This window comes from Ruegeria sp. BHSC223 (genome assembly GCF_059613025.1).
Window position 1 is genome coordinate 15,028 of record NZ_JBXWRR010000023.1, and the last position, 16,885, is coordinate 31,912.

General features: G+C 64.2%; 13 protein-coding genes and 1 pseudogene. 5 read left to right on the forward strand and 9 right to left on the reverse strand.

The genetic code is table 11. From position 1 onward, the window contains the following. Positions 1 to 6: 6 nt before the first annotated feature. Positions 7 to 2,304, reverse strand: a complete 2,298-nt coding sequence (locus AC2FNY_RS19675) for a Tex family protein (protein ID WP_496803500.1) — start codon at positions 2,302 to 2,304, stop codon at positions 7 to 9. Between the two features lie 211 nt (positions 2,305 to 2,515). Between AC2FNY_RS19675 and AC2FNY_RS19680 the strand changes: the two genes are divergently transcribed. The 3 genes and pseudogenes from AC2FNY_RS19680 (at position 2,516) to AC2FNY_RS19690 (ending at position 5,828) form a co-directional block, all read left to right on the forward strand. Then, positions 2,516 to 3,613: a hypothetical protein gene (locus AC2FNY_RS19680; protein ID WP_496803501.1), complete on the forward strand. Its 1,098-nt coding sequence runs from the start codon at positions 2,516 to 2,518 to the stop codon at positions 3,611 to 3,613. A gap of 214 nt (positions 3,614 to 3,827) precedes the next feature. Beyond that, a pseudogene (locus AC2FNY_RS19685) lies at positions 3,828 to 5,190 on the forward strand (transposase). A gap of 200 nt (positions 5,191 to 5,390) precedes the next feature. Further along, positions 5,391 to 5,828: a MerR family transcriptional regulator gene (locus AC2FNY_RS19690; protein ID WP_234168071.1), complete on the forward strand. Its 438-nt coding sequence runs from the start codon at positions 5,391 to 5,393 to the stop codon at positions 5,826 to 5,828. Here the strand turns inward: AC2FNY_RS19690 and AC2FNY_RS19695 are convergent. From AC2FNY_RS19695 to AC2FNY_RS19730, 8 genes are all read right to left on the reverse strand, one after another. Beyond that, on the reverse strand, positions 5,819 to 7,348 hold the full coding sequence (locus tag AC2FNY_RS19695) for an alkaline phosphatase family protein (RefSeq protein ID WP_496803502.1): 1,530 nt from the start codon (positions 7,346 to 7,348) through the stop codon (positions 5,819 to 5,821). The genes AC2FNY_RS19690 and AC2FNY_RS19695 overlap by 10 nt on opposite strands. Before the next feature lie 81 nt (positions 7,349 to 7,429). Further along, a complete protein-coding gene (locus AC2FNY_RS19700) occupies positions 7,430 to 7,825 on the reverse strand; it encodes a RidA family protein (protein WP_496803503.1) in 396 nt (131 codons plus the stop codon). Between the two features lie 13 nt (positions 7,826 to 7,838). Further along, on the reverse strand, positions 7,839 to 9,461 hold the full coding sequence (locus tag AC2FNY_RS19705; RefSeq protein WP_496803504.1) for an AMP-binding protein: 1,623 nt from the start codon (positions 9,459 to 9,461) through the stop codon (positions 7,839 to 7,841). 3 nt (positions 9,462 to 9,464) lie between these two features. Next, entirely contained in the window at positions 9,465 to 10,619 is a 1,155-nt protein-coding gene (locus AC2FNY_RS19710; RefSeq protein ID WP_496803505.1) for an acyl-CoA dehydrogenase family protein, read from the reverse strand. 52 nt (positions 10,620 to 10,671) lie between these two features. Then, the gene (locus AC2FNY_RS19715) at positions 10,672 to 11,475 is read right to left on the reverse strand and encodes an enoyl-CoA hydratase family protein (protein WP_496803506.1); all 804 of its coding nucleotides are present in this window, start codon (positions 11,473 to 11,475) and stop codon (positions 10,672 to 10,674) included. After that, the gene (locus tag AC2FNY_RS19720) at positions 11,472 to 11,939 is read right to left on the reverse strand and encodes a MarR family winged helix-turn-helix transcriptional regulator (RefSeq protein WP_496803507.1); all 468 of its coding nucleotides are present in this window, start codon (positions 11,937 to 11,939) and stop codon (positions 11,472 to 11,474) included. The genes AC2FNY_RS19715 and AC2FNY_RS19720 overlap by 4 nt, the downstream gene beginning before the upstream one ends. After that, entirely contained in the window at positions 11,936 to 12,694 is a 759-nt protein-coding gene (locus AC2FNY_RS19725) for an SDR family NAD(P)-dependent oxidoreductase (protein ID WP_496803508.1), read from the reverse strand. The genes AC2FNY_RS19720 and AC2FNY_RS19725 overlap by 4 nt, the downstream gene beginning before the upstream one ends. Continuing rightward, entirely contained in the window at positions 12,691 to 14,985 is a 2,295-nt protein-coding gene (locus tag AC2FNY_RS19730) for a bifunctional salicylyl-CoA 5-hydroxylase/oxidoreductase (protein WP_496803509.1), read from the reverse strand. The genes AC2FNY_RS19725 and AC2FNY_RS19730 overlap by 4 nt, the downstream gene beginning before the upstream one ends. A gap of 133 nt (positions 14,986 to 15,118) precedes the next feature. Between AC2FNY_RS19730 and AC2FNY_RS19735 the strand changes: the two genes are divergently transcribed. Further along, on the forward strand, positions 15,119 to 15,895 hold the full coding sequence (locus AC2FNY_RS19735; protein WP_496803510.1) for a hormone-sensitive lipase: 777 nt from the start codon (positions 15,119 to 15,121) through the stop codon (positions 15,893 to 15,895). A gap of 4 nt (positions 15,896 to 15,899) precedes the next feature. Continuing rightward, entirely contained in the window at positions 15,900 to 16,736 is an 837-nt protein-coding gene (locus AC2FNY_RS19740; protein ID WP_496803511.1) for a tryptophan 2,3-dioxygenase, read from the forward strand. Positions 16,737 to 16,885: the final 149 nt, after the last annotated feature.

The window sequence follows — 16,885 nt, forward strand, 5'->3', positions numbered from 1 at the left end:
GGGGCCTTAGCGTTTGCGCAGCGCGTCCTGAAGCGCGGCACCCAACGCGCCGGTATTGCCACCGCCCTTGGGCCCTGATTGCATCGGCCCGCGCGGGTTCCGGTCCTTGGGGCCGCCAGAGCGCGCCGGTTTCTCCTGCCGGGCCGAGGCACCGCCATCCTTGCGCATCGTCAGGCCGATCCGCTTGCGGGGTACATCAATCTCGGTGACCGTGACCTTGACCAGCTGGCCTGTCTTGACCACCTCATGCGGGTCCTTGACGAACCGGTCGGCCAACTGGCTGACATGCACCAGCCCGTCCTGATGCACCCCGATATCGACAAAGGCGCCAAAGGCCGCGACGTTGGTCACGGTGCCTTCCAGCACCATGCCGAGGCGCAGGTCGGTGATATCCTCGACCCCGTCGGCAAAAGAGGCGGTCACGAAACTGGGGCGCGGGTCGCGGCCGGGTTTCTCCAGCTCGGCCAGGATATCACGCACGGTGGGCAGGCCGAATGTATCGGTCACGAACTGTTCCGTCCGCAGGCCTTTCAAAGCGCCCTCATGCCCCATGATCTGGCGGATATCGCGGCCGCAGGCGCTGACGATGCGGCGGGCGACCTCATAGGCCTCGGGGTGCACGGCGCTGGCGTCGAGCGGCTCCTTGCCGTCGCGTATGCGCAGGAAGCCTGCGCATTGCTCGAACGCGCGGGGGCCAAGGCGGGCCACCTTGAGCAGGTCGCGCCGCGCGGCAAAGGCGCCGTTCACGTCGCGATGGGCGACGATCGCCTCGGCCAGACCAGGTCCCAGCCCCGAGACATGCGCCAGCAGCGGCGCCGAGGCGGTGTTGAGGTCGACGCCGACCGCGTTCACCACATCCTCGATCACTGCCTCCAGCATCTGGCCCAGCCGGTGCTGGTCGACATCGTGCTGATATTGGCCGACGCCAATGCTCTTGGGCTCGATCTTGACCAGTTCGGCCAGCGGATCCTGCAGTCGCCGGGCGATCGACACCGCGCCGCGCAAGGAGACGTCCAGCCCCGGGAATTCGCGTGCCGCCAGTTCCGAGGCGGAATAGACCGAGGCGCCGGCCTCGCTCACCACCACCTTGGTGGGGGCCTTCACCGATTTCGGCAGCAGCTTCAGCGTGTCGGCCACCATGCGCTCGGTCTCGCGGCTGGCGGTGCCGTTGCCGATGGCGATCAGTTCGATGCCGTGCTGGGCGATCATCCGCGCGATGCTGGCTTGCGCGCCGCGCAGGTCGTTCTTGGGCTGGAACGGATAGAGCGTGTCGGTCGCAACCAGCTTGCCCGTGGCATCGACCACCGCCGCCTTGACCCCGGTGCGGATACCGGGATCAAGCCCCAGAGTGGGCCGCTCCCCGGCCGGGGCTGCAAAGAGCAAGTCCTTGAGATTGCGGGCAAAGACCTGGATCGCCTCTTCCTGCGCGCGGGCGCGCAGATCGCCCATCAGGTCGACCATCATCGACAGCGACAGTTTCACCCTCCAGGTCCAGCCGGCCACCTTGCGCAGCCATTCGTCACCGGGGCCAGAGCCACGGGTTTCCAGCCGCGCGGCCACCATGGTTTCGGCCCGCGCCGCGCCCTCGGCATCGGGGGCGATATCCAGCGTCACGACGCCCTCTTTCTGGGCGCGCAGCATGGCCAGCGCCCGGTGCGACGGTGTGGTGGCCCATTTCTCGGAATGGGCGAAATAGTCGGAGAACTTGGCGCCCGCCTGTTCCTGCCCCTCGATCACCTTGGCGCTCAGCATCGCCTCGCGGTGCAGAAAGGCGCGCAGATCGCCCAGCAGGGTGGCATCCTCGGTCAGGCGCTCGGCCAGAATGTCGCGGGCGCCGTTCAGCGCGTCCTTGGGGGTGGGCACCGCTTCGGAGAGATAGGTCTCGGCCAGCGTCTCGGGCTCGGCGCGACGGTCGGCCAGAATGGCCTCGACCAGCGGTTCCAGCCCGTTTTCGCGGGCGATCATCGCCTTGGTGCGGCGCTTGGGCTTGTAGGGCAGATAGATGTCTTCAAGCTGCGCCTTGGTCTCGGCCCGTGCGATGGAGAGCGACAGCGCGTCGGTCAGCTTGCCCTGATCGCGGATCGAGCCCAGGATCGTCTCGCGCCGCGCCTCAAGCTCGCGCAGATAGGTCAGCCGGTCGGCCAGCGTGCGCAATTGGGTATCGTCCAGCCCCCCGGTCGCCTCTTTGCGGTAGCGGGCGACAAAGGGCACGGTGGCGCCTTCGTCCAGCAGCTTGACCGCGGCATCCACCTGGTCTGGGCGGGCATTGATTTCGGCGGCGATGGTGCGGGCGATACGGTCCAAGAAAAACTCTCCCAGATAGGTTGGAGATCCTATCTAGCCAGCGGGGCAGGGGAGGGGAAGGGGGAGGGCGGGTCGATGCGCTGCCCAATGTGGGGAGTGGGGTATCCAATGATCGGGCCGTGCAAATGCGGAGAATGTCGGTGTTGAGCCCTCTCTACCGGATGCTGCGCTGCCGATGATCGGTTGCAACGCGAAGGGAGCGGCCGTTGCAATGTCGCTGGTATTGGTTGCTGTCCTCGACTTAATCGGCCTAATGGTGAGCACCAGTATGTTGTGCACTGCTGACATGTTCGTCACGGGTTGTACATTCGGCTCGCCTTATGCTTTCGATCAAAAGGAATATTTGATGTTGTTGATTGTGGCACTTGGCCTGATTGTTGCCGGTTTCTTTTTCCCGCCTGCGTGGCTGCTCCTGATCGGCGGGCTGATCTATTTCGTGGCATCTCACAAACGCCGCCGGGACAAGGCTGTTGAAAACCGGGTCAAACGGATGGTGTCAAAAGGGCTGGATCAAGCGCTGTCAAGCGATCTGTTTTTTGAGGCGGCGCGATCCTACGCAGTGTCCAAGGGCGCGAAGGCCCCTGAGAAGGACGCAGCTTCAACCCATATGCTGGTGGACGGCGAGACGTATTTCGTTGTCTTTACCCGCTCAGCGCAAGGGGGCACGATGATTTCGGTTAGGCCCAAGGATGAGGTTCGTACCGAGGTGATGAGGCATGTAACGCCAAAAAGACCTCAACGGCAGCAAGCCAAGAAAAACAGTTCCGTTCCGGGCGAAACTACGGCAGGTGATGCTGGGATTTTGACCTTCGAAGTGGGCGGTTTGACGTTCGAAGGCGACCCGCACAGCGAAGAAATGATGAGTAAGATCGGCTTCAAGATCATACGCGAAGTGGATAGCCGCCTGAAAGTGGATCAGCAGTCCTATCAATATGTGATCGAAGAGGCGGAGTGGGTCGCGGGCAGAAATGAATTTTGTCAGGAATTGTTGGAAGAAACCGGACTGTTGGAGGTCGAATATACCGGTGCTCGGGAATGGGGTGAAGCCCTGTCTGATCCGCGGGTGGCATTGCAATACATGGAAGAAGAGGTTTGGCCGGACCTTTGGTTACATATGGGGGAGACCAGAGCGGAGTGCATTCGCGCGGTGATTTTTGGAGCTATTTTGGAGCAAAACCGCAAAGGGATTGAGGCCGTGCGCGGGCAACACGCGGTTTCAGCCAGAAAAATCCTGTCTGAGAACGGTGATCTGGAGGCTGCGGGCAAGTGGCAGCAAGTGATTGACGCAGTACTGGAGCGTCGGCGTTAACTTCCTGACGTGGGAAAACGATGATGATAGAGAGGACCGGGTCGTTGACGGCTACAATCTCAGGCACAACCGGTACTGGGGCCGCTTTGGGCTGGAAGCGGGCGTTAGTCCACGAATGACGGACGGCAGCATTGTCCGGATACTGTTGAAAAACTCTGCTTGAGCGATGCTTTGGCTGCTGATTCAATTCTCTTGATTTGCAGGAGAGTTGCTGATGATGGGACCGGGGCAAGTTGCGCAGGGTGCGCTGTTCTACGAGTTCAGTATTGAGGATCACGTTCCGACGGATCATCTTTTGCGCGCGATCGACCGGTTTGTAGACCTTGTTGACATGCGCCGACATCTCGCGCCGTTCTACAGTTCAACAGGCAGGCCCTCGGTTGATCCCGAGCTGATGATCCGAATGCTGATTGTGGGCTATGCCTTCGGTATCCGGTCAGAGCGGCGGCTGTGTGAAGAGGTGCATCTGAATCTGGCGTATCGCTGGTTCTGTCGCCTCGATCTGGCCGATCCGGTGCCCGATCATTCCACCTTTTCCAAGAACCGACATGGACGTTTCCGGGACAGCAACCTCTTCCGGCATCTGTTCGAGCAGGTGCTGGCGCGCTGCATTGCCGAGGGACTGGTCGGCGGCGAGAGCTTTGGAGCAGATGCTTCGCTCATCAAGGCTGATGCCAGCCGCTATACGAAGGTGGACTTCTCAGAATGGTCTGCAGCAGACGCTGCAAACCGGGCGACGCAGGAATACCTTGATACGCATCGATGATGCGGCCTTCGGCGCTGCGACACCGGTAAAGCCGAAGGCGATCTCGCCCGCCGACCCGGCCGCGCGGTTGACTGGAGCCAATGGCGACAGGCCCTTCTTTGCCTACAGCACCAACTACCTGGTCGATCTGGACCATGCGATCATCGTCGATGTCGAAGCGACTGCGCCGATACGTCAGGCGGAAGTGGGTGCCGTGCGAGACATGCTGGTGAGAACCCAAGACCGTTTCGACCTGCACCCATGGCTGCTGGCCGCAGACACGGCCTATGGTGCGGCGGAGATGCTTGGCTGGCTTGTGAAAGAGCAAGGTATCGAACCCCACATCCCGGTCTTCGACAAGTCCGAGCGCAAGGACGGCGCGTTTCCTGCCACCGACTTCACCTACGATCCGGACACCGATGCTTACAAATGTCCCGGCGGGAAGGAGCTGAAGCCGTACTGGCGGAACATCTCAAAGGGGCGCCCGGCGTTCGGCAAGGATGGCTTCAAGAAATACTACGCCCGGAAACAGGAATGCGCGGCGTGTCCGCTGAAGCCCCGATGCACGCCCAACCAGGCGACCCGGAAAATCGCCCGATCCAGGCATGAAGACGCCCGCCAAAAAGCACGGGATATCGCGAAGACCGATGCCTATGTCGTCTCCAGCTACGCCAGAAAGAAGGTAGAGATGCTCTTCGCCCACCTCAAACGCATCATCGGCCTCGACCGCCTCCGCCTTAGAGGACCAAACGGCGCCAAGGATGAGTTCCACCTCGCAGCAACAGTCCAGAACCTCCGCAAACTTGCAAAGCTCAGACCAATCTCGGCGTGAAGAGCCGAGCAGGAAGACTTCAGCCGCTATTTTCGCCGCGCTTACACATCGACTTTTTCAACAGCATCTCCAAGTTGCGGACATCGCCCGGATATGGCGAAACCTCCGCTGACCGGCAGAAACTGCCGATGAGGTTGACGCGGTAAAGGCTCTGAGGCCGGGCACTGGCCTTCAACCTACATAAAATGTAGGTTTCAGCCATGTACACGATTGGAACCCTTGCCCGCAGAACTGGCACCAAGGTGCAGACCATCCGCTATTACGAGCAGATCGGGTTGATGCCCGAGGCCGGGCGCACGGCGGGCGGGCAGCGCCGCTATGACGAAGCCGCGCTGGACCGGCTGGCCTTTATCCGCCACGGGCGGCAGCTGGGCTTTGGCCTGGATGCGATCCGCGAGCTTCTGGCGCTGAACGACCAGCCGGGGCAAAGCTGCTCGGCCTCGGAGTCCATCGCCCGGCGGCAGTTGGCGCAGGTGCAACAGCGGCTGGCCCGGCTGCGCGCGCTGGAGACCGAATTGCAGCGGATGATCGACAGCTGCGACGGCCATCGCGGTAGCGATTGCCGCGTGCTCGAAGTGTTGCGCGACCATGCCGAATGCCTGACCGATCACGGCTCGGAAGCCCCGGTTCAGTCGTAGCGGCGCCGGGTCCTGGCCCCCTCGCTGGTGATCGCGCAGAGCGATAGCGTATGGTCCATGTTGCGCATCCGGTGGCGCAGCATCTGCCGGGACAGCCGCGCCAGATCCGCCGCATGGTCGGGGTCGCCCGCCACGTTGCGGAACTCGCCCTCACCTTGATGGTCGAACAGCATCGGCGGCAGGTCGGCGGCAAATTCGACAAGGGTAAAGCGCGCATCGCGCAGGATCGCCACCGCGCCCGCGCTGGGGCCAAAACCGAATTCCCGTTGCCAGAGCGTCGGGGTCAGCGGGTCCGAGATATCCAGCTCGGAAAAGGAATACCGCCGCCAGTCGGAGGGCGCCTCGCCCGTCAGGAAGGGCCTGAGCGAGCGGCCATCGACCGAGTTCGGAACCTCCTGCCCGACCCAGTCGAGAATGGTGGGCATCAGGTCGATCGACTCGGTCGCGGCATCGACCACATGGCCCGCCTTGCAGCCCGGCGCGCGGATGATCAGCGGCGTGTGATAGGCGGCGTCATAGACCGTCATCTTGCCCCAGCTGTGGCGGTCGCCCAGCATCTCGCCATGATCGGCAGTGACCACGATCAGGGTGTTGTCATATTGCCCGGTGTCCTTCAGATGCGCGATCACCCGACCGATATGGGTGTCGACCTCGGTCGCAAGGCCCAGATAGATCGCGCGCAGGGTCTGGATGGTCTCGTCGGTGGGGTCCAGATCCGGGAAGCCCAGCACGAAACTGGCCGGGCTGGAATAGCGGGTAGCGGGGCCGAAGAAGGGGTGTTCACCTGCCTCGTCGTCGCGCCCCGGCAGCCGCGCGGGCAGGGGCAACTTGGCGGGATCGTACATCGTGTTATAGGGCGCGGGCGCCACCAGCGGCGGATGCGGCCGGATATAGGTAAGATGCGCGAACCAGTTCTGCCCGGCCCAGGCGGGCATGTTGGCCAGGAACTGATCGGTCAGAAAGGCGGTATCGCTGTCCTCGGCCCGATACATCGCCGGGCCGTTCAGACGCGGGGTGCCGTCGGCATCCGCGCGGGGCACATAGACCTTCGCATAATCGTCGAAGGCATAACCGCGGTTCTTCAGATGCGATTGCCAGGGATAGGACATCTCCAGCCGCATCTCGGTCACCTCGTGAAAGCCGTTCATCGGGAATTCATAGGTCCTGAGCGCCGGGTCGTTGGCGTCATAGGCGCGCGGGTCCTGCGAGGTGTCGGTATAGCCAAAGAGCAGCGGCAAATAGCCCGCCTTGCGCATCTCGGTCGCGATATTGGGCGTGTCGTGGCGCAGCGGGGTGCCGTTGCGGACCGAGCGGTGATTCATCGCGTATTGCCCGGTCAGGATCGAGGCGCGCGAGGGGCCACAGGGGTTGGTTACCGAATAGTGACGGCGAAAGCTGACCGCATCCTCGGCCAGCGCGCGCAGATGCGGCAAGTCAACGTGACCCGCCAGCGCGCCCCACAGGCAATCGGCCCGCAACTGGTCGATGATGATGAAAAGAACGTTGCCCTGCCTGCTCATGGTGCGACCCGCCGGTTTCCGTTGGCCAATGGGTAGCCAGTTGGCTCTTCCCTGTCCAGCCGGGGCGTCTGGCGCCCCGGATCAGTCTATTACGGCGGTGGCCTCGATCTCGACCAGGGCGTCATCCTCGACCAGTCCGGCGACCACCACCATTGCCATGGCCGGGAAATGACGCCCCATCACTTTGCGATAGCTGGCGCCGATCTCGGCCTGACGGGCCATGTATTCCTTCTTGTCGATCACGTACCAGGTCAGCCGGGTGATATGCTCGGCCCGGCCGCCAGCGGCCTCGACCACATCGAGGATGTTGCGCAGCGCCTGTTCCATCTGGCCGATGAAATCATGACTTTCGAACTGCTGCTGCGCGTTCCAGCCGATCTGACCGCCGACATAGAGATGCCCGTCGCGGGTCAGCATGCCGTTGGCATAGCCCTTGGCGGGGGCCCAGCCCTCGGGTTGGATGATCTTGTGGGTCATGTCTGGCCTCCGTTTACTGAATGTCCGTGCGCAAGCGGAAGCGCTGGATCTTGCCGGTCTGAGTCTTGGGCAGCGCGTCGATGAACCGGACGCTGCGGGGGTATTTATAGGGGGCGATGGTCGCCTTGACGTGGTCCTGCAAGGTCTTGACCATGAGCGCGTCGCCGGTATGGCCCGGCGCCAGCACCACATGGGCCTCGACGATATGGCCGCGCGCCTCGTCCGGGGCGCCGATGACGCCGCATTCGGCCACCGCCGGATGTGACAGCAGCGCCGCCTCGACCTCGGGCCCGGCGATGTTGTAGCCGGAACTGACGATCATGTCGTCGCTGCGGGCGGCGAAATGCAGATAGCCATCCGCATCCATCACGAAACTGTCGCCGGTCACGTTCCAGCCGTTCTGCACATATCCCGCCTGCCGGTCATCGGCCAGATAGCGGCAGCCGGTCGGGCCGCGCACCGCCAGCCGCCCCACCTCGCCGCGCGGGGCCTCGTTGCCTGCCTCGTCAAGGATGCGCACCTGATACCCCGTCACAGGCTTGCCGGTGCAGGCGGGGCGGTGATCGTCGAACCGGTTCGAGATGAAGATATGCAGCATCTCGGTGGCGCCGATCCCGTCGAGCATCGGCTTGCCGGTCTTGGCGATCCATTCGTCATAAACCGGGGCGGGCAGGGTCTCGCCCGCCGACACCGCCGCCCGAAGCGAGCTGAGATCGGCGCCCTCGTCCATCGCCTTGAGCATGAAGCGATAGGCGGTGGGCGCGGTGAAACAGACGGTGGCGCGGTATTGCTGGATGATCTCGACCATGTTGGGCGGGCTTGCCTGTTCCAGCAGGGTCGCGGCGGCGCCAAAGCGCAGCGGAAACACCGCCAGACCACCCAGCCCAAAGGTAAAGGCCAGCGGCGGCGAGCCGATGAACACATCCTCGGGCGTCACCCCCAGAACCTCGCGCGCGTAGCCATCGGCGATGATCAGCAGGTCGCGGTGGAAATGCATCGTCGCCTTGGGGTCGCCCGTGGTGCCCGAGGTGAACCCCAACAGCGCCACATCGTCCCGCCCGGTCGCGACCGCCTGGAACCGCACCGGTTTTTGCAGCGCCAGCCGGTCCAGCTCGGCATCGTGGTTCGAGGTGCCGTCAAAGCCCACCACCGTCCGCAGGTGTTTCGAGGTCTTGGCGCAGGTGACCAGCTCCTCCATCAGCCGCGTGTCGCACAGGGCATGGGTGATCCCGGCCTTATCGATGATCTTGGCCAGCTCGCCCGCGCGCAGCATCGGCATGGTGTTGACCACCACCGCGCCCGCCTTGGTCGCGGCCAGCCAGCAGGCCACCATGGCCGGGTTGTTGGCCGATCGGATCAGCACCCGGTTGCCCGGTTTCACGCCGAGATCCTCGACCAGCACATGGGCCAGCCGGTTGGTCCAGTCGCTGAGTTCCTTGTAGGTGCGCCGCCGGCCATTGCCGATCAGCGCGGTATGGTCGCCAAACCCCTTGTCGACCATGGCATCGGTCAGCTCGACCCCGACATTCAGGTGCTCGGGATAGTCGAACCCGTCAAGCAGGAAATCGGGCCATTGCTCGGGCGGCGGCAGGTTGTCCCGGGTGAACGTGTCGATATGTGCGCTAGGTCCCAGCATGGCTCAGTGTCCTCCCTGAAATGTACTCATCACCTGACGGGCGATCACCACCCGCTGCACGTCGCTGGCGCCCTCGTAGATGCGCAGGGCGCGGATATCGCGATACAGCTCCTCGACCTTTTCGCCGCGCCGTACCCCGTCGCCGCCGAACAGCTGTACCGCCTTGTCGATCACCTGTTGGGCGTGGTCGGTGGAATAGAGTTTGGCCATCGCCGCCTCGCGGCTGACGCGCGGGGCGCCCATGTCCTTGGCCCAGGCGGCGCGATAGGTGAGCAACGCGCTGGCATCCACATCCAGCGCCATGTCGGCGATATGGCCCTGCACCATCTGCAGATCGAACAGCGGCGCGCCCTGCACCTGCCGTGTGGTGACGCGCGCCAATGCCTCGTCCAGCGCGCGGCGGGCAAATCCCAGCGCCGCCGCCGCCACGGTCGAGCGGAACACATCGAGCACCGCCATCGCCACCTTGAACCCTTCTCCGGGGGCACCCAAGAGCGCCGATTTCGGCACCCGCACATCGGTGAAGCGCAGCCGCGCCAGCGGGTGCGGCGCCATCACCTCCAGCCGCTCGACCACCTCGAACCCCGGCAGGCCCGCGGGCAGGACAAAGGCGCTGAGCCCGCGCGCGCCGGGCGCCTCGCCGGTGCGGGCAAAGAGCGTATAGACATCGGCGATGCCGCCGTTCGAAATCCAGGTCTTTTCGCCGTTCAGCACGTAATCGTCACCATCGGCGGTGGCGGTCATGGTGGAATTGGCCACGTCCGAACCCGATTGCGGTTCGGTCAGCGCAAAGGCCGCGATCGCCTGACCGCTGCGCGTGAGCGGTAGCCATTCGGCCTGTTGCGCGGGGGTGCCAAAGAGCGAGATCGCCCCGGTGCCCAGCCCCTGCATGGCAAAGGCGAAATCGGCCAGCCCGTCATGGCGCGCGAGGATCTCGCGGCTCAGGCAGAGGGTCCGCACGTCCAGCCGCTCGCCCGTCGCCGCACCGGTGGCCTGCAACCAGCCACCCGAGCCGAGATCCGCCACCAGCTTGCGGCAGGCCGCGTCAATGTTGCCGTGATCCACATGCAGGCGCGCGCACCAGCCCTCCATCGCCTCGGCGCGGGCGCGGTGGGTCTCGTCGAAAAACGGCCAGGTCAGGAAGCTGCGGTCTGCCATCTCATTCCTCCCAGGGGCTTCATTCCGCCCCAAATACTCAATTGCGCCGACCTCAATCGCCCATAAAGACGGGTTTTTCCTTGGCGACAAAGGCGCGGTAGGCGCGTTCGAAATCGCCGGTTTGCATGCAGATCGCCTGTGCCTGCGCCTCGGCCTCGATCGCCTGTTCGATGGACATCGACCATTCCTGCACCAGCATGGTCTTGGTGATCATATGGCCGAAATTCGGGCCTGCCGCGATCTGCTGGGCCAGTTTGCGGGCCTCATCCTCCAGCGCGTCCGCTGCCACCAGCCGGTTGTGAAAACCCCAGGCGGCGCCCTCGTCAGCGCTCATCGCGCGGCCGGTGTAAAGCAGTTCCGCCGCGCGGCCCTGGCCTATGATCCGGGGCAGGATGGCACAGGCGCCCATGTCGCAGCCAGCAAGCCCAACGCGGGTGAACAGAAAGGCCACCCTGGCCTCGGGCGTGGCGATGCGCAGGTCAGATGCCATGGCGATGATCGCGCCCGCGCCCACGCAGATGCCGTCGATGGCGGCGATCACCGGCTTGCCGCAATTGACCATCGCCTTGACCAGATCGCCGGTCATGCGAGTGAATTGCAGCAGCTCCTTCATGTTCATCCGGGTCAGCGGCCCGATGATGTCATGCACATCGCCGCCCGAGCTGAAATTGCCGCCGTTCGAGGCAAAGACCACCGCCTTGATGTCGTCATTGTAATGCAGGTCGCGGAACCAGTCACGCAGCTCGGCATAGCTGTCAAAGGTCAGCGGGTTCTTGCGCTCGGGCCGGTCCAGCGCAATGCGCGCGATGCCGTCCTCGATAGTGCACAGGAAATGGGTGGTGTCGGCGGCGGTCATGATTTTCCCTCTGTCAGAATGCGGTCCAGCGTCGCGGTGATCGCACGCGCCTCGTCAGCGTCGAGCGCGCCCAGCAGATCGTCGACCCAGGCCTCGTGGCGGGCGGCCTGGCGGGCAAATTCCTCTTCGCCCTTGCGGGTCAGGCGAACCCGGTTGGCGCGGCGGTCGCCCGGTACCGGCTCGCGCAGCACATGGCCGTCCTCGACCAGCCGTTCGATGATGCCGGTGACATTGCCGTTCGACACCTTCAGGAGGCCCGACAGCTCGCTCATCTTCAGCCCGCCCGCGTTGCGGGCAAGCGCGCTCATCACGTCAAACCGCGGCAGGGTCGAGGCGAACTCGGTGCGCAGGTTCTCGCGCAGGCCCGATTCCACCGTACGCGTGGTTTTGAGCAGTTTCAGCCAGAGGCGCAGCCGCGCCTTGCTCTCCGGCCCGGCATCGGGGCGGGGGTTGGGTGCGCTCATATCTCTCCTCCCGACAGGGCAAGGGCATGGCCGTTCACCGACCGGGCCGCCTGGGAACACAGCCAGAGAACCGCGCCCGCCACCTCGTCCACCTGGATGAACCGGTCTTGCGGATTGCCCTTGCGCAGCGACTTTGCCGCAGCTTCCGCGCTCAGGCCGGTCTTGTCCACGATATTGGCGATAGAGCGGTCCAGCATCGGGGTCTCGATGAAGCCGGGGCAGATAGCATTGGCCGTGATGCCGGTGCGGCCAAGTTCTACCGCCAGTGCCCGGATCAGGCCCACCACCCCGTGTTTGGCGGCGCAATAGCCCGCCACATAAGGATAGCCCTTGAGCCCGGCGGTCGAGGCGATGGCGATCAGCCGGCCCTCGCCCGCGTTTTCCATATCCGAGAGACCGGCCTGAAAGCTGTTGAACACGCCCTTGAGGTTCACATCCAGCATCTGCTGAAACCCTTCGGCGGTCATCTTCCTGAACGGCGTGCTGTCGGCGGCGCCCGCATTGGCGACCACCACACCCACCGGTCCGTTCAGATCGCGCGCCTGCCGAAAGGCGGCGCGCACCGCCTGCGGATCGGTTACGTCGCAGGTCACCCAGCCGATGAACTTGTGCTGTTTGGCGACCTCGCGCAGCGGTCCCTCGCGGCGGCCCAAGACGGTGACCCTGGCACCGGCGTGGGCCAGCGCCTCGGCAATCGCCGCACCGGTGCCGGTGCCGCCGCCTGTGACCACCGCATGGGTGCCTTCCAGCATCATGCGCGGATCTCCGTCTCGGCGTCACGGTCGGCCAGACGCCAGGCCTGATCCCGGCCCGCCAGATAGGGCAGCGGCCAGTCGGCGTGACGATCACCGATGCGGGCGGCCTCGTGCAGGGTCCAGTAGGGGTTGGCCAGATGCGGGCGACCGACGCAGATCAGATCGGCCCGGCCCGCCATCAGGATCGAGTTGGCATGGTCGGCCTCATAGATATTGCCCACCGCCATGGTGGCGATGCCGGTCTCGTTGCGGATGCGATCCGAGAACGGGGTCTGGAACATGCGGCCATAGACCGGCTTGGCCTCGATCGAGGTCTGGCCGGCCGAGACGTCGATGATATCGGCGCCCGTCGCGTGGAACATCGCGGCGATCTTGACTGCCTCCTCGGGCGTGACACCGGCCTCGTCCACCCAGTCATTGGCCGAGATCCGCACCGACATCGGCTTGTCCTCGGGCCATGCGGCCCGCATCGCGGTGAACACTTCCAGCGGGTAGCGCATGCGGTTTTCCAGCGACCCGCCATAGTCGTCGCCGCGCGAGTTCGACATCGGCGAGATGAAGGACGAGATCAGATAGCCGTGTGCCGCGTGCAGCTCGATCATGTCGAAACCTGCCCGCTCGGCCATTTGCGCGGCCTGGACGAACTGATCGCGCACCGCGTCCATATCCGCACGCGTCATTTCACGCGGCGTGGCATTGTTGGCGGACCACGGGATGGGCGAGGCAGAGATCAGGTCCCAGTTTTCCGCCTTCAGCGGCGCGTCCATCGTCTCCCAACCCAGCTGGGTCGAGCCCTTGCGGCCCGAATGGCCGATCTGGCAGCAGATCTTCGCGCTCGTCTCGCCATGCACGAAATCGGTCAGCCGTTTCCACGCGGCCTCATGCTCGGGGGCATAGAGGCCGGGACAACCGGGGGTGATGCGACCCGTGGGGCTGACACAGGTCATCTCGGTATAGACCAGGCCCGCACCGCCCTTGGCGCGCTCGCCGTAATGGATCAGGTGCCAGTCGGTCGGGCAGCCATCGACCGCCTTGTATTGCGCCATGGGCGAGACCACGATGCGGTTTTTCAGCTCCATGTCGCGCAGGCGGAAGGGGGCGAACATCGGCGCGCGCACGGGTTCGGCCGCAGCGCCCGCGCGGGTCTGGAACCACTGTTCGGCCGAGCGCAGCCAGTCGGCATCGCGCAGGCGCAGGTTCTCGTGGCTGATCCGCTGGCTGCGGGTCAGCAGCGAATAGTTGAACTGCACCGGGTCCATGTCCAGATACCGTTCCACCTGTTCGAACCATTCCAGCGAGTTGCGTGCCGCCGATTGCAGGCGCAGCACCTCGAGCCGGCGTTCCTCCTGATAGCGCTCGAATGCGCTTTCCATCGTCGGTTCGGAATGCAGATAGGTGGCCAGCGAAATGGCGCTGTCAAAGGCCAGGCGCGAGCCCGATCCGATCGAAAAATGCGCGGTGGCCGCCGCGTCGCCCATCAACACCACGTTTTCATGGTGCCATTTCTCGCACAGAACGCGGGGGAAGTTGATCCAGACCGCCGAGCCGCGCAGATGGCTGGCATTGGACATGAGCTTGTGGCCGCCCAGATGCGCGGCAAAGATGCGCTCGCAGGTGGCGACGCTCTCTTCCTTGGACATATGCTCGAATCCCCAGGCGTCCCAGGTCTCCTGGCTGCACTCCACGATCACCGTCGCGGTGTCCTCGTCGAACTGATAGGCATGCACCCACATCCAGCCATGTTCGGTCTTTTCAAAGATGAAGGTGAAGGCGTCGTCGAATTTCTGATGGGTGCCGAGCCAGATGAACTTGCACTGGCGGGTGTCGATATCGGGTTTGAAATGCGCGGCCAGATCGCTGCGCACGCGAGAGTTCAGCCCGTCGCAGGCCACCACCAGATCGTATTCCGCCTGATATTCGGCGATGGGCCGCGCCTCGGTCTGGAATTGCAGATCGACGCCCAGCTCGCGGGCGCGGTCCTGAAGCAGGAGCAGCATCGCCTTGCGCCCGATCCCGGCAAAACCGTGCCCGCCCGAGACCGTGCGCACCCCGTCATGCACCACCGCGATATCGTCCCAATAGGCAAAGTTCGAGCGGATCGTCTCGGCGCTCTTGGGGTCGTTGGCGGCCAGGTTCTCCAGCGCGTCATCGCTCAGCACCACGCCCCAGCCGAACGTGTCGTCGCCCTTGTTGCGTTCGATCACCGTGACCTGATGCGAAGGGTCGCGCAGCTTCATCGAAATGGCGAAATACAGCCCCGCCGGACCGCCACCCAGACATGCGATACGCATTGCATCCTCCCTCGCAAGATACGCTGATTAAGGATGAGGATACGGGGATTCGGATATATTTCAAGCCTAAACCTTTAAGCTTGAAATATATCGGGGCGACGATTACCCTGTCCGCAAGACAGGAGGATCTGCGATGATCGACTGGGATGATGCATTCGACAATTCCAGCTATGTGCCGGGGTCGGACGGGCTGGCCGCCGCCTGGGGCGCGGCAGCGACGGCGTGGCGCGACAGTCGGGGCGGGACACTTGACATCTCTTATGGTCCGGGCGCGCGCAACCGGTTGGACCTGTTCCGCCCCGAAGGCGTGGCCAAGGGTCTCGTGGTGTTCGTGCATGGCGGCTATTGGCACAAGCTCGACAAGAGCTTCTGGTCGCATTTCGCCGCCGGACCGCTCAGCCGGGGCTGGGCGCTGGCGGTGCCCTCCTACACGCTGGCACCCGAGGCGCGTCTGGGCCAGATAGTTGAGGAAGTGCGCGCGTCGATCGAAGAGGCGGCGCGTCACGTCGCGGGACCGGTGCGGCTGGCGGGCCATTCCGCCGGGGGTCATCTGGTGGCCCGCATGGCCTGCGCCGACGGGCCGTTGCCCGACCGGCTGGACCGGGTGATCAGCATCAGCGGTATCCACGATCTGCGCCCGCTGCTGGGCACCCGGATGAACGAGGTTCTGCACCTGGACGCGGCCGAGGCCGAGGCCGAAAGCCCCGCGCAGCTGTCGCGGCGCGCGGGCCTGTCGGTCACCTGTTGGGTCGGCGCCAATGAGCGGCCCGAACTGGTGCGCCAGACGCGCCTTCTCTCCGAGGCCTGGGACGTGCCCAATGTGTTCGATCCGGGCCATGACCATTTCTCTGTTGTTGCCGAACTGGGCCGGCCCGGCTCGGCCCTGCTGACCGAGCTTCTCAAGGATTGACCCGATGTCCCAGGCCTATGACCCCAGCCAGGATGGCGCCAAGATGTCCTATGCCAAGGACATGAGCTATGGCGACTATCTGCATATGGATGCGCTGCTGGCGACCCATCATCCGCAATCGGATGCCCATGACGAGATGCTGTTCATCATCCAGCACCAGACCAGCGAATTGTGGATGCGGCTGGTGCTGCACGAACTCAGGGCGGCGCGCAATCTGCTGCTGGCGGGCGGAGATTTCCGGCCTGCCTTCAAGATGCTGACGCGGGTGGCGCGCATCTTCGACCAGCTCAACTCCGCCTGGGACGTGCTGCGCACGATGACGCCCAGCGACTATACGACATTTCGCAATGCGCTTGGCAATTCCTCGGGCTTCCAGTCGCATCAGTACCGGCTGATCGAATACATGCTGGGCAATCGCAATACCGCGATGATGAAGGTGCATGAGCATCGCCCCGAGCTTCATGCGATGCTGGCGGCGGAACTGGAGCAACCCTCGCTGTATCACGTGGCGTTGCGGGCGCTGGCGGCGAAGACGGGGGCCAGTTTCGCGCCCGAGGTCTACCGGATGGACAACCCGCACACCGCCGATGCGGCGGTGCAGGCGGCCTGGCGGCAGATCTACGAGGATCCGGCGAAATACTGGGACCTTTACGAGCTGGGCGAGAAGCTGGTCGATCTCGAGGACTATTTCCGCCGTTGGCGGTTCAACCATGTCACCACGGTGGAACGGGTGATCGGGTTCAAGCGGGGAACCGGTGGGACCTCTGGTGTTCAATACTTGCGCCGCATGCTCGAGGTTGAGCTGTTCCCTGAGCTTTGGCATCTGCGCGGCGACCTTTAGGCCGGGCACCCGAAGAAAATTCGACGAATTTTCTTCTCGCCGGTCGCGGTGCGACCGGCGTCTCGCCTGTCCGCGACACGCAACCCCTGAAAATTTGGTCGCTCTCGTCATGGACGGGGCGGGGCGGCTGGTCTAACGTCCCCCTCGGA

Bases quoted from the DNA above. Each gene is read 5' to 3' on its own strand.
- AC2FNY_RS19680 (WP_496803501.1), top strand. From the start codon at position 2,516: ATGTCGCTGGTATTGGTTGCTGTCCTCGACTTAATCGGCCTAATGGTG.
- AC2FNY_RS19740 (WP_496803511.1), top strand. From the start codon at position 15,900: ATGTCCCAGGCCTATGACCCCAGCCAGGATGGCGCCAAGATGTCCTAT.
- AC2FNY_RS19730 (WP_496803509.1), bottom strand. From the start codon at position 14,985: ATGCGTATCGCATGTCTGGGTGGCGGTCCGGCGGGGCTGTATTTCGCC.
- AC2FNY_RS19720 (WP_496803507.1), bottom strand. From the start codon at position 11,939: ATGAGCGCACCCAACCCCCGCCCCGATGCCGGGCCGGAGAGCAAGGCG.
- AC2FNY_RS19705 (WP_496803504.1), bottom strand. From the start codon at position 9,461: ATGCTGGGACCTAGCGCACATATCGACACGTTCACCCGGGACAACCTG.
- AC2FNY_RS19710 (WP_496803505.1), bottom strand. From the start codon at position 10,619: ATGGCAGACCGCAGCTTCCTGACCTGGCCGTTTTTCGACGAGACCCAC.
- AC2FNY_RS19735 (WP_496803510.1), top strand. From the start codon at position 15,119: ATGATCGACTGGGATGATGCATTCGACAATTCCAGCTATGTGCCGGGG.
- AC2FNY_RS19690 (WP_234168071.1), top strand. From the start codon at position 5,391: ATGTACACGATTGGAACCCTTGCCCGCAGAACTGGCACCAAGGTGCAG.
- AC2FNY_RS19700 (WP_496803503.1), bottom strand. From the start codon at position 7,825: ATGACCCACAAGATCATCCAACCCGAGGGCTGGGCCCCCGCCAAGGGC.
- AC2FNY_RS19715 (WP_496803506.1), bottom strand. From the start codon at position 11,475: ATGACCGCCGCCGACACCACCCATTTCCTGTGCACTATCGAGGACGGC.
- AC2FNY_RS19725 (WP_496803508.1), bottom strand. From the start codon at position 12,694: ATGATGCTGGAAGGCACCCATGCGGTGGTCACAGGCGGCGGCACCGGC.
- AC2FNY_RS19695 (WP_496803502.1), bottom strand. From the start codon at position 7,348: ATGAGCAGGCAGGGCAACGTTCTTTTCATCATCATCGACCAGTTGCGG.